The sequence below is a fragment of the Sulfurimonas sp. genome (assembly GCF_023229025.1).
Lineage (GTDB): Bacteria > Campylobacterota > Campylobacteria > Campylobacterales > Sulfurimonadaceae > Sulfurimonas.
Genome location: NZ_JALOAA010000029.1, coordinates 1 through 26,753 on the forward strand (window position 1 = coordinate 1; position 26,753 = coordinate 26,753).

At 35.4% G+C, this 26,753-nt stretch carries 27 protein-coding genes; 10 read left to right on the forward strand and 17 right to left on the reverse strand.

The features are described from left to right. On the reverse strand, positions 1–673 hold a 673-nt coding region (locus tag M0Q20_RS07860), incomplete at its 3' end, for a glycosyltransferase family 9 protein (RefSeq protein ID WP_295060244.1). Positions 674–680: 7 nt separating this feature from the next. After that, positions 681–1,940, reverse strand: a complete 1,260-nt coding sequence (locus tag M0Q20_RS07865; RefSeq protein WP_295060247.1) for a glycosyl hydrolase — start codon at positions 1,938–1,940, stop codon at positions 681–683. A gap of 59 nt (positions 1,941–1,999) precedes the next feature. On the opposite strand from M0Q20_RS07865, the gene M0Q20_RS07870 reads away from it, so the two are divergent. Then, positions 2,000–2,965: a glycosyltransferase family 9 protein gene (locus M0Q20_RS07870; protein ID WP_295060249.1), complete on the forward strand. Its 966-nt coding sequence runs from the start codon at positions 2,000–2,002 to the stop codon at positions 2,963–2,965. A 4-nt stretch (positions 2,966–2,969) separates the two neighbouring features. Here M0Q20_RS07870 and M0Q20_RS07875 read toward each other — a convergent pair whose 3' ends face one another. The 3 genes from M0Q20_RS07875 to M0Q20_RS07885 are packed head-to-tail and all read right to left on the reverse strand — an operon-like array spanning position 2,970 to position 5,176. Next, the gene (locus M0Q20_RS07875) at positions 2,970–3,716 is read right to left on the reverse strand and encodes a glycosyltransferase family 2 protein (protein ID WP_295060252.1); all 747 of its coding nucleotides are present in this window, start codon (positions 3,714–3,716) and stop codon (positions 2,970–2,972) included. Positions 3,717–3,723: 7 nt separating this feature from the next. Continuing rightward, the gene (locus M0Q20_RS07880) at positions 3,724–4,440 is read right to left on the reverse strand and encodes a polysaccharide deacetylase family protein (RefSeq protein WP_295060255.1); all 717 of its coding nucleotides are present in this window, start codon (positions 4,438–4,440) and stop codon (positions 3,724–3,726) included. Then, positions 4,430–5,176 carry a hypothetical protein gene (locus M0Q20_RS07885; RefSeq protein ID WP_295060258.1) on the reverse strand — a complete coding sequence of 249 codons (747 nt, stop codon included), beginning with the start codon at positions 5,174–5,176 and terminating at the stop codon, positions 4,430–4,432. Before M0Q20_RS07885 ends, M0Q20_RS07880 begins: the two co-directional genes overlap by 11 nt. A gap of 77 nt (positions 5,177–5,253) precedes the next feature. Between M0Q20_RS07885 and M0Q20_RS07890 the strand changes: the two genes are divergently transcribed. The 4 genes from M0Q20_RS07890 to M0Q20_RS07905 are packed head-to-tail and all read left to right on the forward strand — an operon-like array spanning position 5,254 to position 9,117. After that, positions 5,254–6,360 (forward strand): glycosyltransferase family 4 protein, encoded by a 1,107-nt coding sequence (locus tag M0Q20_RS07890; protein WP_295060261.1) that lies wholly within the window; start codon positions 5,254–5,256, stop codon positions 6,358–6,360. Next, complete coding sequence (locus M0Q20_RS07895) at positions 6,361–7,353, forward strand: glycosyltransferase (RefSeq protein ID WP_295060264.1); 993 nt, start codon at positions 6,361–6,363, stop codon at positions 7,351–7,353. Continuing rightward, positions 7,343–8,233, forward strand: a complete 891-nt coding sequence (locus M0Q20_RS07900; RefSeq protein WP_295060266.1) for an NAD-dependent epimerase/dehydratase family protein — start codon at positions 7,343–7,345, stop codon at positions 8,231–8,233. Before M0Q20_RS07895 ends, M0Q20_RS07900 begins: the two co-directional genes overlap by 11 nt. Positions 8,234–8,274: 41 nt before the next feature. After that, on the forward strand, positions 8,275–9,117 hold the full coding sequence (locus M0Q20_RS07905; RefSeq protein ID WP_295060268.1) for a glycosyltransferase: 843 nt from the start codon (positions 8,275–8,277) through the stop codon (positions 9,115–9,117). On the opposite strand, the gene M0Q20_RS07910 is transcribed toward M0Q20_RS07905, so the two are convergent. The 11 genes from M0Q20_RS07910 to waaC all read right to left on the reverse strand — a co-directional run bounded on the left by M0Q20_RS07910 (position 9,114) and on the right by waaC (position 20,044). After that, positions 9,114–10,346: an O-antigen ligase gene (locus M0Q20_RS07910; RefSeq protein WP_295060271.1), complete on the reverse strand. Its 1,233-nt coding sequence runs from the start codon at positions 10,344–10,346 to the stop codon at positions 9,114–9,116. The genes M0Q20_RS07905 and M0Q20_RS07910 overlap by 4 nt on opposite strands. Beyond that, the gene (locus M0Q20_RS07915) at positions 10,347–11,180 is read right to left on the reverse strand and encodes an NAD(P)-dependent oxidoreductase (protein WP_295060274.1); all 834 of its coding nucleotides are present in this window, start codon (positions 11,178–11,180) and stop codon (positions 10,347–10,349) included. Between the two features lie 11 nt (positions 11,181–11,191). Beyond that, positions 11,192–12,265, reverse strand: coding sequence for a glycosyltransferase (locus M0Q20_RS07920; RefSeq protein ID WP_295060276.1), 1,074 nt, complete (start codon positions 12,263–12,265; stop codon positions 11,192–11,194). Beyond that, positions 12,258–13,133: a glycosyltransferase gene (locus M0Q20_RS07925; RefSeq protein WP_295060279.1), complete on the reverse strand. Its 876-nt coding sequence runs from the start codon at positions 13,131–13,133 to the stop codon at positions 12,258–12,260. Before M0Q20_RS07925 ends, M0Q20_RS07920 begins: the two co-directional genes overlap by 8 nt. Next, entirely contained in the window at positions 13,126–14,145 is a 1,020-nt protein-coding gene (rfbB, locus tag M0Q20_RS07930; RefSeq protein ID WP_295060282.1) for a dTDP-glucose 4,6-dehydratase, read from the reverse strand. The genes M0Q20_RS07925 and rfbB overlap by 8 nt, the downstream gene beginning before the upstream one ends. A 1-nt stretch (position 14,146) precedes the next feature. After that, positions 14,147–15,454: a lipopolysaccharide biosynthesis protein RfbH gene (gene rfbH / locus M0Q20_RS07935; RefSeq protein WP_295060284.1), complete on the reverse strand. Its 1,308-nt coding sequence runs from the start codon at positions 15,452–15,454 to the stop codon at positions 14,147–14,149. Then, a complete protein-coding gene (locus M0Q20_RS07940) occupies positions 15,451–16,380 on the reverse strand; it encodes an NAD(P)-dependent oxidoreductase (protein WP_295060286.1) in 930 nt (309 codons plus the stop codon). The genes rfbH and M0Q20_RS07940 overlap by 4 nt, the downstream gene beginning before the upstream one ends. Before the next feature lie 9 nt (positions 16,381–16,389). Continuing rightward, on the reverse strand, positions 16,390–16,941 hold the full coding sequence (rfbC, locus tag M0Q20_RS07945) for a dTDP-4-dehydrorhamnose 3,5-epimerase (protein WP_295060289.1): 552 nt from the start codon (positions 16,939–16,941) through the stop codon (positions 16,390–16,392). Further along, positions 16,931–17,824, reverse strand: a complete 894-nt coding sequence (gene rfbA, locus M0Q20_RS07950; protein WP_295060292.1) for a glucose-1-phosphate thymidylyltransferase RfbA — start codon at positions 17,822–17,824, stop codon at positions 16,931–16,933. Before rfbA ends, rfbC begins: the two co-directional genes overlap by 11 nt. 82 nt (positions 17,825–17,906) lie before the next feature. Next, complete coding sequence (locus tag M0Q20_RS07955) at positions 17,907–19,001, reverse strand: glycosyltransferase family 4 protein (protein ID WP_295060294.1); 1,095 nt, start codon at positions 18,999–19,001, stop codon at positions 17,907–17,909. Positions 19,002–19,048: 47 nt separating this feature from the next. After that, complete coding sequence (waaC, locus tag M0Q20_RS07960; protein WP_295060297.1) at positions 19,049–20,044, reverse strand: lipopolysaccharide heptosyltransferase I; 996 nt, start codon at positions 20,042–20,044, stop codon at positions 19,049–19,051. 101 nt (positions 20,045–20,145) lie between these two features. Between waaC and M0Q20_RS07965 the strand changes: the two genes are divergently transcribed. From M0Q20_RS07965 to lgt, 4 genes are all read left to right on the forward strand, one after another. Then, positions 20,146–21,855 carry an ABC transporter transmembrane domain-containing protein gene (locus M0Q20_RS07965; protein ID WP_295060300.1) on the forward strand — a complete coding sequence of 570 codons (1,710 nt, stop codon included), beginning with the start codon at positions 20,146–20,148 and terminating at the stop codon, positions 21,853–21,855. Between the two features lie 78 nt (positions 21,856–21,933). Further along, positions 21,934–23,301: an oxygen-independent coproporphyrinogen III oxidase gene (hemN, locus tag M0Q20_RS07970; protein WP_295060302.1), complete on the forward strand. Its 1,368-nt coding sequence runs from the start codon at positions 21,934–21,936 to the stop codon at positions 23,299–23,301. A gap of 2 nt (positions 23,302–23,303) precedes the next feature. Continuing rightward, positions 23,304–24,587 carry a (Fe-S)-binding protein gene (locus tag M0Q20_RS07975; RefSeq protein WP_295060305.1) on the forward strand — a complete coding sequence of 428 codons (1,284 nt, stop codon included), beginning with the start codon at positions 23,304–23,306 and terminating at the stop codon, positions 24,585–24,587. Positions 24,588–24,593: 6 nt separating this feature from the next. Continuing rightward, a complete protein-coding gene (gene lgt / locus M0Q20_RS07980; protein ID WP_295060306.1) occupies positions 24,594–25,412 on the forward strand; it encodes a prolipoprotein diacylglyceryl transferase in 819 nt (272 codons plus the stop codon). Here lgt and M0Q20_RS07985 read toward each other — a convergent pair. Then, positions 25,402–25,947 (reverse strand): DUF2062 domain-containing protein, encoded by a 546-nt coding sequence (locus tag M0Q20_RS07985; protein WP_295060309.1) that lies wholly within the window; start codon positions 25,945–25,947, stop codon positions 25,402–25,404. The two genes, lgt and M0Q20_RS07985, sit on opposite strands and share 11 nt — an antisense overlap. A gap of 101 nt (positions 25,948–26,048) precedes the next feature. Between M0Q20_RS07985 and M0Q20_RS07990 the strand changes: the two genes are divergently transcribed. Further along, on the forward strand, positions 26,049–26,753 hold a 705-nt coding region (locus tag M0Q20_RS07990; RefSeq protein ID WP_295060312.1), incomplete at its 3' end, for a DEAD/DEAH box helicase.

Consider the following 26,753-nt stretch of genomic DNA (forward strand, 5'->3'; position numbering starts at 1 on the left):
AATTTTTATAGTTTTTTATATTTGAAGCCACAAGAGATGATTCTATCTCATTTGCCATCTCCACTTCGTTTGGTCCGCCAAAAATTATTATGTCGTATTTGTCGCTAAACTCTCTTGCTACTTTGGCAAATCTCTCGGGATACCATCTCTTAGCACTTCCATAAGTCGCTCCTGCATTAATGCCCATTGTCGGTTTTTCAAACACATCAGGCTCTATGTATAATTTTAGTTTTGGGGTGATTTTGTTCCACCTGTCATTATTAACCATGGCAAGTTCGGCATACTGCATGCAGAGGTGTTTATCTGCCTTTACGTTAGGTGTGTGCGAGAGCAAAAACATAGAGTGCCATGACTTTCTGGCAATTGATAGAACAGTACCTGTTAGTTTTAAAAGCAAAGATGAGTGAATTTGATTTCTAAATGAGATTGCCAGATCAAAACTACCGAGTTTTTTGGCAAGCGTATATGTCGCTTTGATTCTGTTTGATGATTTTTTTGTCTTATCTACCACTGCTATTTTGCAAAGAGGATGATACTTTAGTGCTTCAATAGAGACGTAACTGCCTACAAAGGTAAATTCTGCATTTGGATATTGCGTTGCTAGAAGCTCAATTGCCGGAGTTGCCATAACAGCGTCACCTAACCAGTTTGGTAAGATTATCAGTATTTTCATAGCAGAATTATACCGCGTCTTTTATGTAAATATAGAGAGGCGAAGAGCCTATTTCCAACATTTGACTCTCTACTTTTTCGCCATAACGAGAATAAACCGTAAAAAAATCTTCACTTTTTAGCGTTGTCGGCTTAAGTGACCAGTGGATTTGCAGAAGAGTGTTATCTACTAAAAATTGAAGGATGTAGTAGCCACGTTTTATATCAAGTCGCAAGAATTGAGAGTTTTTTAAATTTTGTACCATAAATTTGTAGGCATCAAATGCTAAGCGCTTTTTAATACCGTCTCTATTGTCAACAAGCCCATAACCGGGAGCAATTAACTGATGCCAAGATACAGAGTCGACCTGCTGTGATGCAAAAGCAAGAAGATAGTATCTTAACATGTAGTCGGTATATAAATCTTCGCTAACGCACTCATATTCGCTTGTCGGTGCATAAGGAGCAGTGTTGCTTATAGGCCAGTTAGTCTCAGTAATATGAAGCTCATGGCTGCTTTTTGGGCTAAGCCAAACCATAGTGCTAAGAAGTGAGATTTTGTCTTGAAGATTAAACCCCATCTGCAAATTTTCAGGTGCACCGCGTCTATCTACGTATAAAAGTGAAGAGACTCCTTCGTAGCGGTATTTAAAAGAGTTAAATAAAGTATGTGCAGTAAAGTGATACTCAAAGTCAATAACACCGCTTCCTATGAGTTTAATATGCGAAAACTTTTCAGATTTTAGATCATAAGCGACTTTAAAAAAACGGTTATACTCATCAACGCTGAAAAATCCCCATTTTGCTCTGTTGATGGTCGAGCCAATCTCAAATATCTCTACATATTGAGCCAACTCTGTAAAAATTGTCTCTAATTCTTTACGCAAAAGTGTTAAATCTTCGACATGTTCTCTGTCTTGAAGGATTTTTATAGTTATTTTTTTATCTCTGTTTTGTAGTATAAAATCTTTTAAAATTGGCAGTTTTTGCATCTCCCACAGTTTTAAACGAAGAAGTATTCTCTCAACTTTTAGCTCCTCTATCATCTCAAGTGTGGCTTTTGGATTGCGCTCAAAATCTACACCAAGGCAGAAAAACTTAGTTGAGTCTATCCTTTTTCTTTTTACAAAGGGAGTCATCACAATTGAGACGGGGAGTATCAAAAGAGAGATAAAAAAAGTTTTAAGAAGTGAGCCAAGCTCCTTTCTTCGCATCTTTTTCTTATAACTTTTGTCCTGTAGCGGATATGGTTGGTCGGAATAGTTATCCCAGATAAATGGCTCTTTCATAAGGCGAATTATAACCTTTTTAAGATAAAATTACCCATTAATGATTTGGAGATTTTTTTTTGAATATTCTTGTAGTGCGTACCGATAAACTAGGTGATTTTATAACGGCTCTTCCCGCTATGTATGTACTAAAGCATCATGCCCCGCAAAACAGAGTAATTGCTTGCGTAGCTCCTATAAACAGAGCTTTGGCAGAAGCTTGCGACTTTATAGATGAGGTTATTGTAGATGATGGCAAAAGCTTTTGGGGGCTGGTTAGAAAAATAAAAAAAGCAAAGGCAGACGCTTCTGTTACTCTTTTTTCAAACACCCGTGTGGCACTTGCACAATTTTTTGCACACATACCAAAGAGAATAGCACCTGCAACTAAAATAGCACAGATTTTTTATAATAAAAGAGTTCTTCAGAGACGAAGCGAAGTGAAGATGGCCGAGTTTGAATATAACTTAAAGCTGACACGTGCACTCTTTGCCGATATAAGTTTAGAGTATAAAAAACCTCTTTTGACATTTAAAGACAAAGAGCTGATATATAGAGTCTTTCATGCAAATCACGATATACAAAAAGATGAAGTAGTTGCTTTTCATGTAGGCTTTGGCGGCTCAAGTGATGCGAATTGGAGCCTTGATGAGTATGAGATTTTAATACGTGAAGTTATAAAAGAGAATAGATATCAGGTAGTACTTACATTTGGTCCGGATGAGAAAGAGCTTTATGAGGAGATGCAAAACAGACTTTATGATGTAGATATTATTTTTTATCTCTCGTTAGAAGGGCTTGTCTATTTTGCAAAACTCATAAGCAGTTTTAAGCTCTTTATATCAACCTCTACAGGAACATATCATGTGGCTTCTTTGGTAGGAACACCTACAATGACATTTTTTGCGGATAATCTATTTGCGAGCTCTAAAAGGTGGAAGAGTGTCGGGGATGAAGGATTGCAAAAGCACTATATGATACCAAGTGATAAAGAAAAAAGAGAAGAGCTTTTTGAGAAGGTAAAAGCAGAACTATCTAAAATATAATAATCTACTTCTCTTCTTTATTTAACTCATAAAGTTTTATATATTTGTAAAAATTTGTAGCCATATGTGAAAACGCTATAACTAATCCTGCATATCCGTCTAAAAAACCGCGTTTAAAAAAGTATGTCTTTATAAATGAAAACACACCGTTAAATATCGCTTTTGCGGGGGAAGAGCTCTTTTTCCCGGCATTATTAGTTGCATATAGAGATGAATATCTATCAACTTTAATAATAAAATCACTAATAGAGTGATAGCTGTAGTGCTTTATGTTTCCGTCTAAAATTTCTTGCTCAAATCCCGTATCTATTATATTTTCATGGACATAGTTGTCATTGAATTTTGTTACGGTTTTATTATAGACTCTTTTAATTTTCTGGTTGTTCCAGCCACAATGCTTTATCTGTCTCTCTTTATAATAAGCTAAGAAATTTAAAACATATATTTTATTCTTTTGAAATTTTTTTGTTTTTAAGGTAGCTAGTAGTTCATCATCGATAACTTCATCACTATCTATAATAATAATCCAATCATTTTTTGCAAATGAGGCAGCTCTGTTTTTAGTGGGACCAAAACCTATAAACTCGCCTTGAATAAGATTTACATTTGAGTATTTTTTTACAATTTCAACCGTAGCGTCTGTTGAGCCGTTGTCATAGACGACAACATCATCAAACTCTTTTAACGCATCCAGCGTGCGGCTAATAGTCAAAGCGCCATTTTTTACAATTATAACTGCACTGATATCCATGTGATTCCTAAAAAGATTTTATAAAAGATTTGATGCTATATTTTACAATATTAAAAAAAGAAAATATAGAGCTCTCATCTTTAAGGTTATCAGCATTTACTCTATATATGACTCCTTTTATGCCACTAAAATCACTATTGATGCCATTGCCTATTCTAAAGAGGTATTTATACTTTTTTTGTGCTTTTTCAACGATATTTTGATTGTATTTTCCATAAGGAAATATAAATGTATCACAATTTATATTTAGTTTTTCTTCTAAAATTCTTTTTGACTCTTGAAGTTCAAAATCCAAATTTTTGCATGTTAATAAATTTACGTGACTATGTGAGTGAGATGCTATTTTTACAAATCCGCTCTCACTCATCTCTTTAAGCTCTTTAAACGTGCAAAAGGGTGCTTTTTGTATTTGAGTGTAAGTATCATCATGTTTGATATTTAATCGTTCCTCTTTTTTTACATCTGTATCATCTAAAATAAACTTTGTAGGCACCGCCAAAACAGCTTTAAGACCCAGCTCTTTTAAGAGCGGAAAGACATACTCATAAAAGTTGTAGAAGCTATCATCAAAAGTAAGGCAGATGTTTTTTCTGCCCTCTAGCGTTTCTCTTGGTAGTACGACACTGAAGTTCTCTTTTATATATAAGAGATGCTTCCTAAAAACATTAAAATCATTTGAGTATTTATCAGAATTTATATTGTGATACATCGTACTAATCAACAACGTCTACTCCTCTTAATCTTTTTTTTCTGTTTTTTCTATCTTTATGGGCTTGAGAGTATTTAAGCGCTATTTTAACACAACTCTCTTCGTCACTATTAAAAAGCTTTGCATACTCTTTGATAATTATCTGCAAATCATCATTTTTTGCCCAAAGTTTAGCAAAATTTTCAAGCCTCTCCTCTAGACTTAAACTGCCAAAGCGCATTCTGTTTATATCCACTATTTTAAACGTATAGTTGTCACTCTCTCTCTTTATCAAAATATTTCCCGGAGAGTAGTCAAGATGAAAAATACCGTTTTCATGAAGTGCTAGCGTAAACTTGGCAAAAGCCTTTAAAACAGTACTTTTGTCTTCAAATGAGTCATCAATAAGCGGCTCTCGTATGGTAAAGTCGTATTTGAAGTTTTCACTTACAAAGTAACTCTCATCAATCAAGCAAAATCTCTTAAACTCAATATAGCCGATAGGTTTTGGTACAAACTCTATAATTCTCATGCTGTTGTCATATGATTTTTTTGCTTTAGAGTCTTTAAAAAATGTGTATATAATTTTGTTGATGATATTTGGGATTTTAAAAGATTTTACTACAAGTTCTTTATCCTCAAAGATAATAGTTTTTATCTCGTTTCTTGCTTTGTGTATAGAGTTTTTAGAGAGTTCAAAGTATCTTTTTATATCAACAAGAGACTCTTTGAAATTTTCAAAATTTTGATTTAGTGCGTATTTGTAGCTCATGTGCGTATCGCTTCTTATATGAAAATAATTTATATTTAGTTAAAATACGCGCATTATAACAAAAGGTACCTTGTCACTTGAATAAAAATATACTAGAAATTTGCCTTTCACCTGATTTGGGTGGGTTGGAACTCTATATGTATAAACTCTGTTTATACCTAAACCCCAGAATGAATATTGTAAGTATCATAAATGAAGAGGGTAAGCTAAAGGATAAGTTTTCACAGAGCGGTATAAAGTTTTTTGAGACAAAGCGAAAATCATTTTTTTCTCTCTTTTCTAACGCCTTTAAAATAGCAAAGTTAATAGACAAACACGATATCGACTTGCTTCATGTTCACTGGACAAAAGATCTCCCAACAGCAGTTCTTGCAAAAAAAATCTCAAAAAAGTCTCCAAAAATTGTTCAGACTAGACATATGCATATGACCAGATTTAAGAGTGATTTTTACCATAGATGGCTATATAAAAATATTGACCTGATGATAGCCGTTACAAAACGGGTGCAGAGTCAGATAGAACAGTTTATACCCCAAGAGATAAGACCAAAAGTTCTCACTTCGTATATAGGCGCTGCGGGATGCGATAAAATAGAGCAAGATAAAAAAGAGCAGCTGCAAAAAGATTACGGCATCAAAGATGGCGATTTTATAATCGGTATAGTCGGAAGAATAGAAGAGCCAAAAGGGCAGTATCTTTTAATAGACGCTATAAAGAAGCTCAAAGGTAAGGGCATAGATATAAAAGGGCTTGTCATCGGTCATGCTATGGATGAGCTTTACTTAAAAAAGCTTCAGGATGAGGTGTCGCGCGACAACCTTAATGAAAACATAGTATTTACCGGGTTTACAAATGAAGCGCAAGCCCATATGAAGCTGTGTGACGTAATCGTTTTAGCAACACATAAAGAGACCTTTGGTCTAGTTCTTATAGAGGCTATGCAGTGCGGTATATGCGTTATAGGAAGCAATGACGGCGGCCCCTTAGAGATAATTGATGATGGACAAAGCGGTCTGCTATTTGAAAGTAAGAATTCTGATTCACTGGCCGAGAAGATAGAGCTTTTGTATATGGATAAAGAGTTAAAAGAGAAGCTTGCTGTTAGTGGGCGCAAAAAAGCGCAAGATGTTTTTGAGGAAGTGAAGCAATTTGAGGAAGTAAATAGTGTTTTGGAGAGTGTATAGGTGAAAATATTATATATAAACACACAGTCTTTTGACTATGTTCAGGATCTTACATACAGCGGACTAGTAAAAAAGTTCGGGCTTGACAATGTCATAGACTACAAATGGAACAAAAAATTTCACGTGCCGTATAGAAAATATCCTAAAAACAATGGTTATATCAAAGGCTCTTTCTTTAAATCACTGTTTAGAAATATGGATTTTAAAAAGTTCGATTATGTTTTTGTGGGTTCTTGCAAAGTAGAAGCATTTAAAACATATATAGAGATAGCTCATAAAATTCCTGCAAAAACACCCGTTGTTTTTATCGATGGCGGTGATGGGAGTGAGATAGGAGTCGACCTTAAATCCTACGGTTATTCTGTGCTGTATCAAGAAGCTGTAAATATTAGACCGTTTGATATAATTTTTAAAAGAGAGTATTTGGTAGATGTTGAGCATAAGGAGAATGTATTTCCTCTTCCAATGTGCTTTAATTTTGACAGACTCCCGAATATAAAAAACGAGTATAAATATGATTTCTCTTTTTGGGCAGTCGAGTCTCATCCTATAAGGACTAAAGCGCTTGCTATACTAGAAAATGAGTTTAATTGTAGGCAAAACGGTACATCAAGAAATCAGAGGTTTAGCAAGTATAAACGGAAAGGGGATTTTTACTTACAGGAATTGGCGGCTTGTAAGATCATACTAAATCTTAGAGGTGGCGGATGGGATACTATGAGATATTGGGAAGTGCCTGCGGTAGGAGGATTTATGATGAGTCAAAAGCCGGGTATCGTTATACCAAATAATTTTGAACACGAAAAAGAGGCTATATTTATACAAGATAATCTTTCCGACTTGGTAGATCTTGGCAAATATTATTTAAAACATGAAGACAAAAGAGAAAAGATAGCTAAAAACGGTTTAAAGAAGATGTTGGCGTATCACACTGACCTAAAGAGAGCAGAATATATATTTGAGACAATAGATAGGTTTAACAATGCAGACTGAGAATATAAGAAAAAAGAAAATACTAGTAACAGGAGGAGCGGGCTTTATAGGTTCCAACTTATGTGAAAGACTTGCCCTTGAGGCGGAGAACGAAGTCTACTCTTTAGATAACTACTTTACAGGAAGTATAGAAAATCATGTTGAGAACGTAATATACATAAAAGGCTCTACTTCTGATATAGTGAAGCTGATAACCTTTTCTCCAGATATAATATATCATCTCGGGGAATACTCAAGAGTGGAGCAGAGTTTTGATGATATAGAAAAGGTGTGGGAGTATAACAAGAACGGTATATTTGCGGTTTTGGAGTTTGCCAGAAAAACTGGTGCTAAAATAGTATATGCTGGGAGCAGTACTAAGTTTGGAGATGGAGGGCTTGGGCGAAGTCAAAGTCCATATGCATGGACAAAAGCGTCAAATACGGAACTGGTGGAAAACTATGGGGTTTGGTTCAATGTGCCTTATGCTATTGTCTACTTTTACAATGTTTATGGCAAAAGGGAGATTCAAAGCGGAAAATATGCGACACTTATAGCACTTTTTAAAGAGAAGATGAAAAAAGGCGAGCCGTTAACAATAGTAAGTCCAGGTACGCAGAAGAGAAACTTTACACATATCGAAGACATCATAGACGGATTAGTACTTGTAGGAAAATACGGTTACGGAGATGAGTTCGGCATTGGCAGTCCTGAGAGTTATACTATTCTTGAAATAGCAGAAATGTTTGGCGGTAAGATAAATATGCTACCTGAGCGCAAAGGCAACAGAATGAGTGCGGATGTTTTGACAGATAAGACAGAAGCCTTGGGATGGAGAGCTACAAGAAGCATAAAAGAGTATATAGATAGTTTAAAAAATAATAATTTTCTAGCAGGATGATTAGGCAATGTACAGAAACTTTAAAAGGGAAAAATCCTCTAATGCTTGACAAAAACAGAAAAGTAAGTCTGATAATAGCAGTATACAAGGATGTTGAAGCATTAAAGCTTATAATGGATGCTCTGAGATATCAGACTTACACAGATTTTGAAGTAGTAATAGCGGAGGATGGAGAGAATACTCAAATGAGAGAGTATATAGAATCTATTAAAGATTTTAACATTAAGCATACAACTCAAGAGGATCTTGGAATAAGAAAAACCCGCTCTCTTAATAACGGTATAATCGCAAGCAGTGGAGATTTTTTAATATTTATTGATGGTGATTGTGTGCCATATAGTACTTTCGTGGAGTCTTATGTCAAGCTTGCAGAGGATGGATATGTGCTAAGCGGAAGAAGGATGAACCTTGGACCTAAATACTCAAAAAAATTAAGAGATAGAGAGTTGTCAACTCTTACATTAGAGAAGACATTCTTGTTTAGATATCTGTTTATTGCAAAAGATGCTATTGAAAGGCATAGCGAAGATGGATTTCGTGTCTCACCTGATGGGTGGATATACAAAACATTTATAAAAAATAGAAAAGCAAGCACCTCGATACTCGGATGTAATTATGCATGTTTTAAAAAAGATATAGTTGAGATAAACGGTTACGATGAGGCATATAGAGATACTGCTGTAGGGGACGATACCGATCTTGAGTGGCGATTTAAGGCTATAGGACTTAAATTAAAATCTGCAAAATATGTGGCGAATGTTTTTCATCTATATCATCCAAGAAGTATCAGGGAAAAAATAAGTTCAGATTGGGCTTTAGAGCTTATGGAGGAGAAAAAGAGGAGCAAGCAATTTAAGTGTGAGCAAGGAATTGACAGACACTAAGTGTTCAATCTCTTTTCAGGACTTTTTTTAATAACAATAACAGATAGCAATATAAAAATATTTATAAATACGTTGTTAACCGGTTTGATGATTAGCATATCATCTCCAAGAGAGCTAAATAAAATCGTTGAAAAAAACACAACTCCAAGAAGTCCAAAAAGCTTCTCTTCTTTTTGAGACAGTGCAAGTATAAGCAGTATTATGCTGCCTATAAATAGGGTATATCCAAATATGCCGTATTTAAATAAGATATCTACGTGCAGATTATGTGTTGCTAAGACTGTAGAGTCTGAGTAGAATGGGTTGTTTTTCTGAAACTCAAGAATATAGTCGATATTGCCGCCTGCTCCGACACCCAAAAAAGGGTTCTCTTTTACTCCTTCTATGGCACCGCTCCATACATATGCCCTTGCTCCCCAGCTGCCTTTAAACTCACCTTTTTCTACCAAAAGTTTTACCTCGTTAAATCCTTTTATAAATCTTTTGTCTTTTCCTAAGAAGTGAATCGCAGACAAAGATAATATAACTACGATTACGACAAAAATAGTACTTTTGAGACTGATAAGTTTTTTTGAGTATATAATCATTAACATAAAAAGGGTTCCGAAAAAAGCAAGCTGACCGGCTCTTCCGTTTTGGATAAATATTGCGATAAAAAACATAACGGCAATCATATAAAAAATATATTTTATTTTTTGGTTTTTTTCGTAAAGAGATAGAACAATAGCACAAAAGAAGCCTATAACCATAAATGGGGTCGCAACTGAGTATGCCAAAGTTCCAAATGGGTCTTCAGGTGTTTTTGTAACTGTCAATAGGCCTAAATAGATCATAATGGTAAAAATTGCATAAAAAGTAAGACTAACTAAGAAAATTTTAAAAGCATTTTTTGCCTCATCTGCAGTAAGTGTTGTTGCCAAAACAGGTATTATTATTAAATAGTATTTGAAAAAACTTTGTATATGAAGCCAATCTTTGATATTTGAAGACCATAAAAAAGATATAAAATTTAACAGAAAAAATAGAGCTATCAGCAAGAATGGAGGGAAGGAGAAAAGTTTTTTTAACTCTTGAATAAATCTATTTTCTTTAAAATCAAAAGTTAAGAGCCATCCAATTAATAGCAGAGTAGTTGTTATGAACAGTTGGCTCTTAAATGTATTAAGAGGAGTTATAAATATAAAAAAATAGATATAGTAAACAAGGTAATCTCTTTTAGTTCTTGTCAATTAAAAATCCTTGCTTTTTTGTTGAATGACTTTTAAAATATAGTCTTCGACTTTAGTGAAATTATTTGTTTTAATACTTTTTAAAAGGAGATCATTATCTGCCGTTGACATTTTTATTTCGCTTCTTGAGATATTTGTCGTTTTTATATTAATATTGTTTAGTTTAAGGTAATCAATTATATTTTTTATAGATACTCCCTCTCCGGAGCCTATGTTTAGAATCGGCAAGTTTTTAATCGTTAAGATGTCTCTATAAATCTTTACTACATCGTCAATGTGGATAAAGTCCCTTATAGCAGAGCCGTGATTTGCAATATTTAAAACTTCATTGTTTATATAACTGTTTATGATCTTTGAAACTATTGAAAACTCATCATCACCGCCGTACATATTGAAAACTCTCGTTATTGTGTAGTCTATATTATTAAGTTTGCAAAACTGCTCAATTAATCTCTCATTTGAAGCTTTTAGTGATGCGTGAAGGTTAATCGGCTTTATATCATCACTCTCTTTACAAAAAATATTATTTCCATATACGGAACTGCTGCTTGTATATATAATTTTATTTATATTCTGATGTTTTGCCAAGTTTTCTAATACTATCGAAGTAGCTAAAATAGAGTATTTAATATAATTTACAGGGGATGTTAAGTCATTTAACATCGTTGCTTTTTGAAAGTTATTGAAAATAATGTTTAATTCTTTACCTTGATAGCTTTTCCATGGTATCTCTTCATTGCAAATATCGCGTGTTGACAATAGCTCTGCATCTTCAATGAAATTCATTAATCTAATTGAGAGATTGCTGCTTTTGCCTATTATTAATGTCTTCATCTCATTACCGCCTAAACTAAAATTTCCAGATAGCTATCTATCTCTTGTTGTGTGTTAAATACATTTTTTGCCAATTCAAAGTTTGGTTCTGCTCTTAATATCTCATTATCTATATTTTTTGACACAAAAAGTAGTTTTTTTGAGAGTTCATCAATATCTCTATCTTTGACCAGATGAGTATAAAAACCAAGTTCTTTAAATTCCGAAAATGATGTATTGTCATAAGAGATACAGACAAGATTATTGCTAAGAGCCTCAACAAAAGCATTGCTTAAACCTTCTCCGTAGCTAGGAAATAAGAAAATATCCGATCTTGCAGTGTATGATTCAACGTCATTTGTGAATCCGACCAAAACTATTTTGTCTTTGTATGGTAAATCGTTGTATAAATCCATAAACTTATTTTTATAAGCATCGTTCTCAAAACCACCAACCACAAAAAAATTGAACTCTATGTTATTTTCAAATAGGCTTTTACAAGCTTTTATGGCATCTGTCTGCCCTTTTCCTTCAGCTATTCTCCCGGTATGGAGTATTGTAAGAATTTTTTCGTCTGTATTTTTTTGTATCTTTTTTATATCAAAAGAGGAGTATATGACTTTCAGCCGGCTTTTTTTTCCAAAAGGAATTATCTTTTTTACATTCTTCTCAAGATGTTTGCATATTGCAATATGCCAATTGACGTCACTGTAAATCAGTCTGTGAAAGAAACTTTTTTTTGGAGTAGACTTTGTGGTGCTGTGCACAATAATCAAATTTATATCAAGACCTAAAAATGCAAAATAGAGCGATTTTAATTCACTTGCTCCAAAAAATATGACATTTTTAATATTATTTTTGTTTATGAGTTCTTTTGTCCTTGAATATATTGAGAAGCTTATGGAGGAGCGAAACTTTATTGTTTCTATATTGACCTGGCTGTTTTGTATATATTTGGAGTGATTGTTTTTGATAAAGCTGTTTTCTTTTGCGATCAGGGTTATATTTGAATGCAGGCTGAGCTTTTGTGCCAGTTTCATAGCATTAATCTCCATACCTCCGCTATTTGGAGATAGGCAAATAACGGCAGTGCTGCTTTTATGCATTTTTTCCCTTCAAGTAATATCTCAATAAACTATTAATATATCTTGGTTTGTAAAATGAGTAAAGAAATGATTTTTTCATATACTCTTTTGTCATCTCTTTGTTGTTATGTTTTGACAGATCGCAGAACCATCTGTAGTGCAACATTTTAATCGCTTTTTTGTATTCAGGTTCATTTTTATAATCAGCTAGAATATGTTCTATTTCTTTTATCATTTTAAAGAGATCTCCGCTGACATTTGAGTCGTGCAGTCTATAGTAAGTTAAAACTTCATCAAGAAAACCTATTTTGTATTTTTTTGAAATTTTTAGCCATAAAGGGTAATCCTCAAGAAAAAATCTTTCATCAAAGCCGCCGAACTCTTTTATGACAGAAGTTTTAACCATTACTGTAGGCAGTGTAATAAAATTTCTGTATAGAAGTTTGTCAAAAACAAAACCGGAGGCATTATATTTTGTTTTTGCCTCTTTTTTTATATTGCCGTTACTGTCAATATAGATCATCTTGCCATAGCAAACTGCATACTCTTGGTGTGTTTTAAAAAAATCCACCTGTTTTTGAACTTTATCCAAGGCAAAGTAATCATCAGAGCCACCCCAGCAGATATATTCTCCATTGGCTATCTCTAATGCTTCATTAAGTGTTTTTATTAAACCTTTGTTTAGTCTATGAATATATTTAAAACCATATTTTTTTTGCAATTTTAAAATTAAATGATGAGAGCCGTCCGTTGAGCCGTCATCTATAATAATGATTTCTAAGTTTTTATATGTCTGTTCACATACAGAGACTATAGATTTTTCCACATACTTGATATGGTTATAGCTTGGTATAAAAAAAGTAACTAGAGGGTTGAACTCTTTACTCATGCATACCCTTATTATACTTTTTCAAATACCACTCGATTGTTTTTATTATGCCGGTATCAAAAGTCTCATCGGCTCTCCAGCCGAGCTCGTTTTCTATCTTAGAGGCATCAATGGCGTAGCGTCTGTCATGCCCAGCTCTATCTTCAACAAATGTGATGAGCTCTTTATAGCTTTTGTCTGTTGGAACTTTATTGTCTAGTATCTCACAAATAGTATTGACTATTTGAAGATTTGTTCGCTCGTTTCTTCCGCCTATGTTATACACTTCTCCGCCTTTGCCTTTATGATAAGCCAGATCTATCCCTTTGCAGTGGTCAAGCACGTAGAGCCAGTCTCGTATATTTTTACCATCACCGTATATGGGAATAGGATTACCCGCCAGCGCATTTCTTATGATGGTAGGTATTAGTTTTTCGTCATGCTGTTTAGGGCCGTAGTTGTTTGAGCAGTTTGTTATTACCGTGTTTAAGCCATAAGTCTCTTGATAGCTTCGAACTATCATGTCGCTGCTTGCTTTTGATGCACTGTATGGAGAATTAGGTGCATAAGGAGTTGTTTCGCTAAATAGACCGCTCTCTCCAAGGGTGCCGTAGACTTCATCGGTGCTGATATGATGGAATCTGCAGTTTTGATACTTCTGTTTATATGTAAATGGTTTATCCATCCAATATTTGTATGCTACATCTATCAGAGTAAAAGTACCGTTGACATTTGTTTCTATAAAGACCCCTGGGTTTTTAATAGAGTTGTCCACATGTGATTCCGCCGCGAAGTGGATAACTCCCTCTATGTCGTACTCGTTAAATATAAACTCTACTAACTCGCGGTTGCAGATATCGCCTTTTATGAACTTGTATCTTGGATTGTTTTGGCACTCTTTTAAGTTTTCAAGATTTCCCGCATATGTCAAAAGGTCAAGGTTTACAAGATTATACTCCGGGTATTTCTCTAAAAAATATGGAACAAAATTGCTTCCGATAAATCCTGCAGTGCCAGTCAGTAAGATATTCATGCTATTTTAGACCTCTAGTTGCAAAAAAATCTTCAAATACCTTAAATACATATTGATAGATCTCTTCATTTAGCCCAGGCCATACACCAATCATAAATGTTTGGTTTGTGATTTTTGATGCATTATCAAGTGGGTATCTCAGATCAAAATCAAATTGTTTATAGGCAGGATGGTCAAGCAGATTACCTGCAAAAAAGTTTCTTGTTTGAATTTTATTCTCTTCTAAAAACTCAACTATATCGGCTCTCTTAAATGGTGCTTCGTCTTTGATGGTTATAGGGTATGAAAACCATGAAGCTGTAGTTCCTTCAACTGTCGTAGGCAAGATAAAGTATTTTTCATATCTTTTCATAAAGTTATTTAAGCATGTGTAGTTATCTTTTCTTTTTTGTGTCAGAGCATCTAGTTTTTTTAGCTGTGCCAGTCCCATAGAAGCTTGAAGCTCTAGAGGTTTTACGTTGTAGCCTATTCTGTCATATACGTATCTGTGGTCGGTTATCACGCCTGTTCCAAGCCAATCCGCAAATCTTTTGTTACATGCCCCGGTAGATGAGAGGACATCTTTGCCGGAACAAAAACATGCGCGCCCCCAGTCTCTATATGATCTGGCAATGTTTGCAGCACTTCTTTGTGAGAATGCAACCATTCCGCCTTCTCCGGTTGTAATGTGGTGAGCTGCATAAAATGACAATGTAGCAGCATCGGAATACTTTCCTACCAAATCACCGTTATTATATGTAGAGTCAAGAGCATCACAGCAATCTTCCACTAAAAAACCACCTTTTTGCTTAATCAGTTCATAATATTTTTTAGTATTTGCAACAGGAATACCAAGCGGGTGTGCATACATGATGCCGATAACGTCATCATCCTTTAGGGCGTCTAGAACTTGTTCGTCAACCATGTTGTATGTACCAAGTTCAACATCTACAAATAGAGGCTCAAACCCCAGTTGGATTATAGGATTGACAGTAGTCGGGAATGATGCGGCAGGTGTTATTATCTTATATGTTTTTTTCTCTTTGCAGTAGATCTCTTTCATGGTCTCTAGAGCTATTAAATTTGCAGATGAGCCGGAGTTTACATACACAGCATGGAGTTTTCCAAGTCTTAGAGCAACTTTAGCTTCAAATTCTGTAGCTTGAGCCCCAAGCCCGAACCAGCCATCTAAAACGGTACCGATAATTGCTGTATATTCATCTTTATCTATTGTTGGTCCAGTGTATTGAACTATTGACTCACCAGGTATAAATTTTTTCTCCTGTTTATCTATAAACTCTGCTACTAACTCTAAAATTTTATCTTTCATTTTCTGTTTTCCTTATATAAATTATATGTCTCATTTAACGCTTCTTCTATTGAATACTTCGGGAGCCACTGAAGCATATTTTTTGCTTTTGAGTTGTCTGTATATGCTTCAAATATTTGGCTGCATGGGTACTCTTTTGTACATTTTATCAGCTTCTCTCCATGTAGTTTGTTTAATATATCTGCAATCTCTTTTACGGCTACTTTAAGGCCGGTTCCTATTAATATATCTTCATGCAGGCTTCTTTGGCTGTTTGATGAAAATAATATAGCTTTTTTAAATGCTTCTATTACATCTTTGACATATACAAAATCCCACTCCTGCTCACCTTTTTCAAGTATGACCTCTTTGTTCTCAAGCAGAGAGTTTATTAAAAACGGAATTAATTTATGGTTGTCGTTATACCCAAACGGGGCAGCAAGCTTTAGACTCACAATATTTAATGCCGAAGTATTAGCATAGTAGCTAAGAACAGAGTTAAATCCAGCTTTGGTTGAGGCATAGAGGTTATAAGGCGTCTGTTTTGAGGATTCCCTGATTGGATTTGAGTAGAGGTCATACTCAAAGAAAGTTCCTGTATTTATAAAAAACTTGCACTTATGTTTGGCAGCTGATTCGATTAGTTTTGTGGGAAATGTTATATTTGAATATATCATCTCTTCAATATCGCTACTGCTGTGTGATTTTTTATATAGTGTTGCCAAATGCAGCACACCGTAGATGCTGTTTTGAGTAAAGATTGTCTCTATATCTGTTTTATCCACATGGTAAACTTTGCACTTTTCAAGAAGCTTCTCTATTCTAAATAAATCAGAAGTGCTTTTTACTAAAACAATTGGTTCAAACTCGCCATCTTCCAATATGCTCTTAAGTAGATAGCTTCCTATAAATCCGCTTGCACCAGTAATTATTAGCTTTTTTTTCATAATACTCTTTTATTCAAATAGTGTGGCATCTTTTAAAGATGGCAACTCTATATCTTTTTGTGAAATTATGAGTGAATCTCTATCTATGGGAAGCTCAATATTTAGCTCTTTGTCAAAGATGTTTATGCCGGTATATGACTCTGCATCATAATAGCCGTCAAGTTTATAGTGCATTACGGCTGTGTCAGATAGGGCTAAAAATCCATGTGCAAAACCTTCAGGTATATAGAGCTGCTTGTTGTTCTCATCACTTAACTCTACACAGATATGCTGCATAAAAGTTTTTGATGATTTTCTGATATCTACAAGAATATCCAAAACTTTTCCATAACTTACGCTTACAAGCTTTGACTGTGCGTGCGGCTCTATCTGATAGTGCAATCCTCTTAGTGTATTTTTAAGAGATCTTGATTCAAACTCTAAAACAAAAGGTTTTGTAAGATTAAGCTCTTTTTGCATTACATCAAGTCTAAAGCTTTCTGTAAAATAACCTCTGTTGTCTCTAAAAACAGACGGTATTATCTCAAAGACTCCGCTTAAGAGTGTTGGGTTAATGGTCATAATACTTGCCTCTCTTTGCTTTTGCTATAAGATACTGTCCATATTGATTTTTTTTGAGCGGTTCAGCAAGATATAAAAGCTGCTCTTTTGTTATATAGCCCATCTCGTAAGCTATCTCCTCAAGGCATGCTACTTTTAGCCCTTGGCGTTTTTCTAAAATCTCAATGTATTGGGAGGCTTCAAGCAGTGACTCATGTGTGCCTGTGTCCAGCCATGCATAGCCACGCCCCATTAGTTCAACTTTTAATCTTTTTTCGTTTAAATAGTCTTGGTTTAGCGTGGTTATCTCTAGCTCGCCTCTAGCACTAGGTTTTACATTTTTCGCTTTTTTAATTACGTCATTTGGGTAGAAATATAACCCTACAACTGCATAATTGCTTTTTGGGTTGCTCGGTTTCTCTTCCAAGTTCGTTACATTTCCCTCTGAGTCAAATTCAGCTACTCCGTATCTCTGTGGGTCGCTTACATAATAGCCAAATACAGTTGCTTTGTTCTCCTCTTTTACGTTTTTTACGCTGGTAGCCAAAAGCTCTGTAAGACCGTGTCCGTAAAATATGTTATCTCCGAGAACCAAACAAGCATCGTCGTCTCCTATAAACTCTTCGCCAAGTATGAAAGCTTGTGCAAGCCCGTCGGGGGAGGGCTGCGCAACATAAGAAAATTTCATTCCCAGATCACTTCCGTTGCCTAAAAGCTCTTCAAATCGCGGCAGGTCATGAGGAGTAGAAATAATTAATACCTCTTTGATTCCCGCAAGCATTAAAACGGACAAGGGATAATATATCATCGGTTTATCATAGATGGGAACTAACTGCTTGCTTATCCCTTTTGTTATAGGGTAAAGTCTTGTGCCGCTCCCGCCGGCTAGTATAATCCCTTTCATTTTCATCTAATCCTTAATGCTTTGTTTTATTCTTTGTAATTATAGTCAAGTAACTTTCCTCTTATGCTTAAATAGCGACCTTTTATTTTTTTAAAAGAGATTCAAAATACTCTATATATTTTTTTACAGTGTTCTCATGCGACATCTTATTTTTTATGACATCTTTAGCATGCTCTTTTAGATTTTGCAGAGTCTGCGGTGAGTCGTACAGCTCTCTTATTTTTTGTGCTATTGCTTTTGCGTCTTTTATGGGTACAATAAAGCCGTTTACGCTGTCTTCTATTATCTCTAAAGAGCTTTCGTTTGCAGATGCTATAACAGGGGTTCCGCTGGCCAAAGACTCTAAAATAACCCTTGGTAGCCCCTCTTTTCTTGTCGAAGCGTGGATTAATATGTCACATGCAGATATGATGCTTGGAACGTCACTCCTGTATCCCGTTATATGTATTCTTTCGCTCATACCGCTATTTTTTATACTGGATGCGTGCGGTTCTTGGGATATTTTGTCTCCTATAAGCAGAAGATGCAGGTTTTGTAAATCTGAGACATATTTCATTGCTTCTAAAACATAGATAAGACCCTTGTGAGGTCTTACGTTTCCTACAAAAGCAACATTAAAGTTGTTTTTGTCCGTTTTAAACTCTCCAAGATTAGCAGGAGCTTGGTCATACCACTCTACATCATGCCCTTTATATATAGTGACAGCTTTTTGAGTATTACTAAAGAGCTGTTTTTTAACATGTCGCTCTACAGACTCTGAGACGCAAACTACACCGTCAACTCTTGGATTTAGTGCGTTTAGATACGCGCTGGGGTCATACCTGTAAAGACCTCCTGTTGTTCCTCTGTATGTTACTAGTTTTACATCTGTAAACAGTGAGGCAAAAATTGCATTTGATATGCCTCTTGAAGATGTTGCATAGAGTATGTCAATTTTTTTTTCTTTAATTATTTTTTTTGCGAGTATTATATTTTTTAAATCTATTTTTTTTGAGTGTAGGGCATGTACGATTTCTACTCCATGCTCAATAAGTCTTTTGCAATATATACCATTGTCTTGAGCCATTAACACTAGCTTATGTCCATTTTTGGCTAAGGAAACATATATCTCTAACTCTGGTCTTTGGCTATTAAATGTTGATATATCACCTGTTGAAGTAAATATAAGTATGTTCATAATTTAAAATATCACCTTGTTTAAATTAGTTGAATTTTAGCAAAAACTTACTTAATAACGCTATTGCATATAAGTTCATTAGCTATTTCTACGATTTTGTTTGATTTGATTTCTTGTATAGAGAAGTCATTTTTATTTAGCTTGTAGTGGTTTACTTCACTGCTTGATTTTATAACTCTGTTTATAGGTGTAACATAGACACGATTTATAGGAGTGGGTCCGAAGATGGTGATTGATGGCACATTAAGCCCCCAAGCCATATGCGTCGGACCGGTGTCATTCCCAATGAGCAAATTACATTTTGAGATGACAAATTTTAGCTCATCCAAAGAGCAGCGAGGCAGAATATGTAAAAACTCGGACTGCTCTTGCATCCAAAGCGCCTTTTGATACTCCTCTTTGCTACCCCAAATTATGTAGGTATCTGTTTTTAAAGCCTCTGCAATCTCTACAAACTTCTCTTTTGGATAGTTTCTGCTCTCCCATGTTGAACCTATAACAAAAAGATTAAAAATTTCCGGCAGATTATCTACATGTGAGCTCCAAAAGAGAAATTTCTCTTTATTTATGATTTGTTCGCTTGTAACTTTAATGCCAAGCGGTTTGCAGATTACGGCAACATTTCTGTCTATAGTATTTGCATCGTAAGCAATATGGACTTTTTTATTGTAAAAAAACGAAGCAATTCCTTCTCGAATCGACTCTTTGTCAAAACCAGCTATAACTTTTGCGCCGATAAGTCTGGCAACGATTGCTGACTTTAAGAGTCCTTGAGCATCAATAACGATGTCATAACTGTTTTTTGAGTACTCTTTTATAAGCTTGTATTGATTAAAGATCTCGCTCTTTTTCTTTTTTATTGATTTTAGATTTACGGGAAGAGTATTGTTTATATCCGGATTGTTCTTTAACACGTCGCTAAAGGCACTCTCAACTACCCAGTCTATTTTTGCATCCGGAAGCTCTTTTTTTATAAACTGCAAAGCCGTCATTGCATGTATGATGTCGCCCATTGCCGAGAGTTTTACTATACATATTTTCATAAGTAGGATTTTACATAAAAGATGATGAAAAATAGATAATTTGAGGGTTATTTCTGTTTTTTAGATAAAATTCACTCCAAAATAGAAGTTTGGGATGGTTATTGAAAAAAATTTTAAAACGATATTGGCCATATATAAAAGAGTATAAGCTCCAATATTTTCTGGTTCTTGTCGGTATTATTTTTACCGTAAGTGCTACTACTGCGACCGCACACATCATGAAGCCTTTGATGGATGAGATGTTTATAGAGAAAAAAGAGCAGATGCTCTATATGATTCCGCTTGGACTTATCGGCATATACTTTTTTAAATCAGTAGGCAGATATATGCAGTCGGTTTTTATGAACTACATCGGGCAACATATTGTTACGAGATTTAGAGAGATACTGCTAGAGAAAATCATAAATCTTGATATGAAATTTTTATATCTAAACCGAAGCGGTGAGCTTATCTCAAGGGTCACAAACGATATAGATCGCATAAGATATTTTGTCTCAAATATGCTACCTGAACTATTTCGTGAGAGTTTAACCGTAGTCGCTCTTGTTGGTTATGTTATATATTTAAACCCAATGCTTGCTTTTTACTCGCTAGTTGTTCTTCCGATTGCCGTATATCCTATCTTGTTAATAGGAAAAAAGCTTAAAAAATACTCCCATCGTTCTCAAGAGAAAAATGCAGATGTTGTCAGCAGGTTAACGGAAGTATTTAATAACAGCGAAATTATAAAAGCCAATGCTACGCAGAGATTTGAGCTAGATAGATTTAGTGTGCAAAATTGGCAGTTTTTTAAGATAAACATGAAGTCTGTATATGTCGGCGATATAGTATCTCCGCTTATGGAGATAGTGGGAGCGGCAGGACTAGCGGCAGTAATATTTATAGGTGGACAAGAGGTTTATGAGGGGCGAATGAGCGTTGGAGAGTTTACCGCGTTTATAACTGCAGTTGGACTTGTTTTTCAACCCATTAGACGTATAGGCTCAATTTACTCAAAAATTCAAGATGCAGTTGCTGCAAGCCAGAGGGTTTTTAGAGTTCTTGACATGCAAAACAAAATTATCGACGGGGGTAAGATATTAAAAGATGATATAACTCATGTAGAGTTTAAAAATGTCAAGCTTAAATATGATGACTCCTATGCTTTAGATGATGTAAGCGTAGATATAAAGCGTGGAGAGAATATTGCACTTGTCGGAGATAGCGGAGGAGGAAAAAGCACTTTTATAAATATGCTTTTGCGTTTTTATGACCCATATAGCGGGGAAGTTCTTGTAAACGGTGTAAATATAAAAGAGTTTACTCAGGATTCTCTAAAACATCACATTTCGCTTGTTACGCAGAGAGTTTATATATTTCAAGATACTCTTGCGGCAAATGTAGCTTATGGTCAGGAGATAGATGAGAGAAGAGTCATAGAAGCTCTCAAGCTCTCAGATGCATATGAGTTTGTAAGCTCTCTAGAGGATGGGATATATACAAAGATGGAGGAGTATGGTTCAAACCTATCAGGCGGTCAAAGACAGCGTATCGCGATAGCAAGAGCCATCTATAAACATGCATCGCTGCTACTTTTTGATGAAGCAACTTCAGCTTTGGATAATGAGAGCGAAAAGAGAATCCAAAATGCTCTACATGAGTACACAAAAGATAAAATTACCATAACAATTGCTCATAGATTAAGCACAATCCAGAGTGCAGATAAGATTTTGGTAATGCAAAAGGGTAAGATAATAGCAAGCGGAAAACATAGCGAACTTCTAGAGAGTTGCGATGTTTATAAAAAGTTATCTGGGCGATTTGAAAATTAGATTTAATGATAATTTCAACACTTTTTAGAGATAATCGCCACAATTATAAAATATAAGTAAGATTAATTAAGGACACATATGCTAGATTTTGCAAAATTCACAAAATACTCAAAACCGGGACCTCGCTACACAAGCTATCCTACAGCTCTGGAGTTCAGTGACTCCTTTGGATATGATGAGTATATACAAAAGCTTAAATCGCAAGATTCGTCTCGTCCTTTGAGTCTCTATTTTCATCTACCGTTTTGCAAAAATGCATGTTATTTTTGTGGCTGTAATGTAGTCTTTACTTCAAAAGAAGACAAAATGATGAGGTACTTAGAGTATCTAAAAAGAGAGCTAGAGATACTCTCTTCACATGTAGACTGCTCTCGTAACGTAATTCAGATGCACTTTGGTGGCGGAACACCTACATTTTTTAGTGCCTCACAGTTAGAAGAGGTTATAAAAGAGATTCGCTCTTACTTCCCGAATTTTACTGATGACTCTGAAGTTAGTTGTGAGATAGATCCTCGCCATATAGATGAAAATCAGATGAGGGTTTTAAGCGAAAATGGATTTAACCGTGTTAGTTTTGGGATACAAGATTTTAATGAAAAAGTTCAACAGGCAATTCATAGAATACAGCCATATGATGTAACAAAAAAAGCTATGGATCTGGCAAGAAAATACAATATGGTCTCAGTAAACGTTGATCTTATCTACGGACTTCCATTTCAAACACTAGAGACTTTTAAAGAGACGTTATCTCTTGCAATCACACTAAATCCGGATAGATTTGCGGTATTTAATTATGCGCATGTTCCATGGATGAAAAAGACGATGCGTAAAATAGATGAGACAACCCTGCCTCTACCTGATGAGAAGCTTAGTATAATGCAAGAGACTATCGACTTTTTAACATCAAACGGCTATAAGATGATTGGTATGGATCATTTTGCAAAACCTGAGGACGAACTATTTAGGGCGATTAAAAAAGGCGAGTTGCATAGAAATTTTCAGGGCTACACTACAAAAGGCGGTGCCGACCTTATAGGAGTAGGACTTACATCCATCGGTGAAGGTGTTGCGCACTATGCTCAGAACTTCAAAGAGATGAGGGATTATGAGGAGGCAATAGACGCAGGAAAACTTCCATTTGAGCGCGGTATTGTTTTAAACGAAGATGACCAAATTAGACAATTCGTTATTATGGAGCTTATGAGTAACTTTAAGCTTGATATTAAAAGATTTGAAAAGCTCTTTGGTATTGAATTTAAAAGCTATTTTGCAGATGCAATTGAGGCTCTTAAGCCTTTTGAAGAGGATGAGCTATTAACTATTGATGATGATTTTATAGAGTGCTCCGAGACAGGGACCCTTCTTATTAGAAACATTGCGATGCCTTTTGATGCCTATATGAAAAAACACGCTGCAAGCTCTAAAACATTCTCTAAAACGGTATAGCCATGAGCAAAACCGCACAAGAAATTTTTAACTTTAGTGCTATAACTGATGAGTGTATTAAGTGCGGGAAGTGTATTCCGGTTTGTACTATTCACAATGTTAATGCAGACGAAGTTACTTCTCCAAGGGGTTTTTTAGACCTTTTAGGAGCTTATCATAAAGGTAATCTTGAACTTGATCAAAACGCAAAAGATATCTTTGAGAGCTGCTTTTTATGTACTGCATGTGTCGAGGTCTGCCCAAAATCACTTCCAACCGATATGGTAATAGAGCAAGTAAGAGCGGATATTGGCAAGAAATTTGGCATAGCTTGGTACAAAAGAGCATTCTTCTTGCTTCTTCGCCACCGCTGGTTAAATGATATTGCTTTTAAACTCGGGTGGGTGTTTCAGACTTGCGGATTTAAGATAAAAGCAGATACCGACTCCATGACGGGTCGTTTTAATCTTCCTATGCTAAAAGCAGACAGAGTTCTTCCGAGTCTTAAAAAAGTATCTTTTTTGAACTCTCATAAAGAGAATATAGACAACGGTGGAAAAAGAAAAGTAGCTGTTTTTATAGGGTGTCTGGGTAACTACAACTACGTAAATGTCGGAAATTCACTCTTGGAGATATTAGAGCATTTAGAGATTGACGCATTTTTGGCAAAAGATCAGAAGTGCTGCGGAGCGCCTGCTTATTTTACGGGAGATTTTTATACGGTTGATTATAATGCAAAGTTCAATATAGAGTACTTTGAGAGCTTTAGTAAAGATGTTGAAGCCATTATAGTTCCTGAAGCTACATGTAGCGCTATGCTCAAGATTGATTATGAGCACTACTTTCATGACCAACCGGAGTGGAAGGCAAGAGCAGTTGCCATTAGAGATAAAATCTTTATGGCAACCGAGTGGCTACAGCACCACACAGAACTTGAAAAGCTTTTGGCTTCAAAGAAAAAAGATACAAAAATAGTAACTTATCACGACCCTTGTCATGCTAAAAAAATGCAGGGACTTTATGAAGAGCCGAGAAATCTAATAAGTAAAAATTATGATATTGTTGAGATGAGCGACCCAAACAGCTGTTGCGGATTTGGCGGTGTTACAATGCAGAGTGAGAAGTATCATTTTGCAAAAGCGGCAGGAATCCCTAAGGCAGATATGATAAACAAGACAAAGGCTGATGTTGTAAGTGCTGAGTGTAGTGCATGTAGAATGCAGATAAACTCATCTTTGGGTTATACGGACACTAAAACTATCTTTAAAAATCCTATAGAGCTAATTGCAGAAGCTTTGAGAGATTAAAGCAAAATGTCTGCATGGAACAATATATATGAAACCTTTGATCCGGTAGCTTTTAATCTCTTCTTTGTGCCTGTTCATTGGTATGGAATCATGTACGTCTTGGCACTTTTGAGCGCTCTTTTTATCGGAAAATATTTTATTAAAAAAGATGGTCTTGATTTTGGTGCTAAAGGGATAGATATATATTTTATCTATGTAGAAATCGGCGTTATACTCGGCGCAAGATTGGGATATATACTCTTTTATGACCCCCAAACTCTTTACTACCTCTCCCATCCTTGGCAGATATTTAATCCTTTTGTTGACGGTGAGTTTGTAGGAATTCGCGGTATGAGCTATCATGGTGCCGTACTTGGTTTTTTAATAAGCAGCTATATGTACTCCAAAAAACATAAAATCGCTCTTGGTAAGATAATGGATTTGGTGGCTCTTAGTGTGCCGTTAGCTTTTGTTTTTGGGCGTATAGGAAACTTTTTAAACAAAGAGCTTATCGGCAGAGAGACGGATGTACCATGGGGGATTTTAGTAGATGGAGTTTTAAGACACCCCTCTCAACTTTATGAAGCAGTATTAGAAGGAGTTGGCGTATTTATAGTTGTATATACCTACAGAAATTACCAAAAATTTAGTGGAGAGCTGATTTTAGTTTATGGGGTGAGTTATGGGTTACTGCGCGCTATTGCAGAGATTTGGCGTGCACCCGATATCCAGATAGGATATATCTGTTGCAACGCTATAACACAAGGACAAGTTATGAGTCTAGCTATGAGCTTAATAGGTGTTATTGTATGGGTATATTTTAAAAATAGAGTTGCTAAGATTTAGACTTATTAGTTTTAGTACTCTTTTTTTTACTTTTAGATGCTCTTTTGTAGGTACCGTTTTTACGAGAAATTTGATCTTTTTTAACAGAACTTCTCCATAGGTGGTTAACTAGATAGTATCCTACAGAAGAGCCTACTATTGAGTAAAAAGCAGCTCCTACATACAGAGGAATGAAAATATTTCCAATATTTTGCCTAAACCACTCAACCGTTAGCTCAACAGGCGTCGTCTCCATACCCAATAAAAAGCTCCCCGTCATATACTCCATGTAGTACATAGCCGGCATAGTAAAAGGGTTGCTTAACCAACACATAGCAAGGGCGATAGGCACGTTAAACCTTATAAAAGGTATTAGTATGACAACTGCAAGCATCTGCATAGGCATCGGAATAAAAGCTATAAAAAGCCCTATAAAAACAGCTCTAGAGACCATCTTTCTATTGGCAGATAGATACTCGGTAGGTACTTTGTGCTTTTGTATAAAAGTTTTTAATTTTTCACTTGCATTTAAGTTTTTAAATGTTTTTCTAATCATAATTTATGCCATTTTGAAATGTGAAGTGATTATATCTAGATAAAACTTATTTTTTTAATAATATGTTAAAATTGCATCAATAAAAGAAAGTAGGTAAATTGATGTCATTTGAAAAATTGGGAGTTATAAAACAACTTCTTAGTGCCATAAAAGATATGGGCTATGAAAAACCTACAAGCATACAGACAAGAGCAATCCCTCTAGTTTTGGCAAAAAGTGATATTTTTGCTACAGCTCAAACAGGAACGGGAAAAACTGCCGCATTTGGACTTCCTATGTTGCAGAGACTCAGAAAAACATCGGCGGAGCAAAGCAGGGTTTTGAGGGGGATTATACTCTCTCCTACAAGAGAGCTCTCTATTCAAATATATGATGATTTACAAAAGTATGCAAAAAATATGTCATTAAAGATTGTCGTTTTAGTCGGCGGCAAGGATTTAGAGGCTCAGCAGAAGCTCTTAAGAGAGGGAGTTGATATTGTCATTGCGACACCCGGTAGAGTTATTGAGCATATAGGAAAGGGTCTGAGTCTCTCAGATGTAGAGATTTTTGTCCTTGATGAGGCAGATAGAATGTTAGATATGGGTTTTGTAAAAGAGATAAAAAACATCCACCCACTTCTGCCAAAAAGGCATCAGACCCTCCTATTTTCTGCAACCTACAGCGACAAGGTAAGAAAGCTATCAAAACTTATACTAACAAAACCGGCATTTATTGAAGCATCTAAAAAGAACTCAACTGTAGATGCTATCAATCAAGTAGCCTACTTAGTCGATACAGATAAAAAAGCCGAGCTTTTAGCTTAC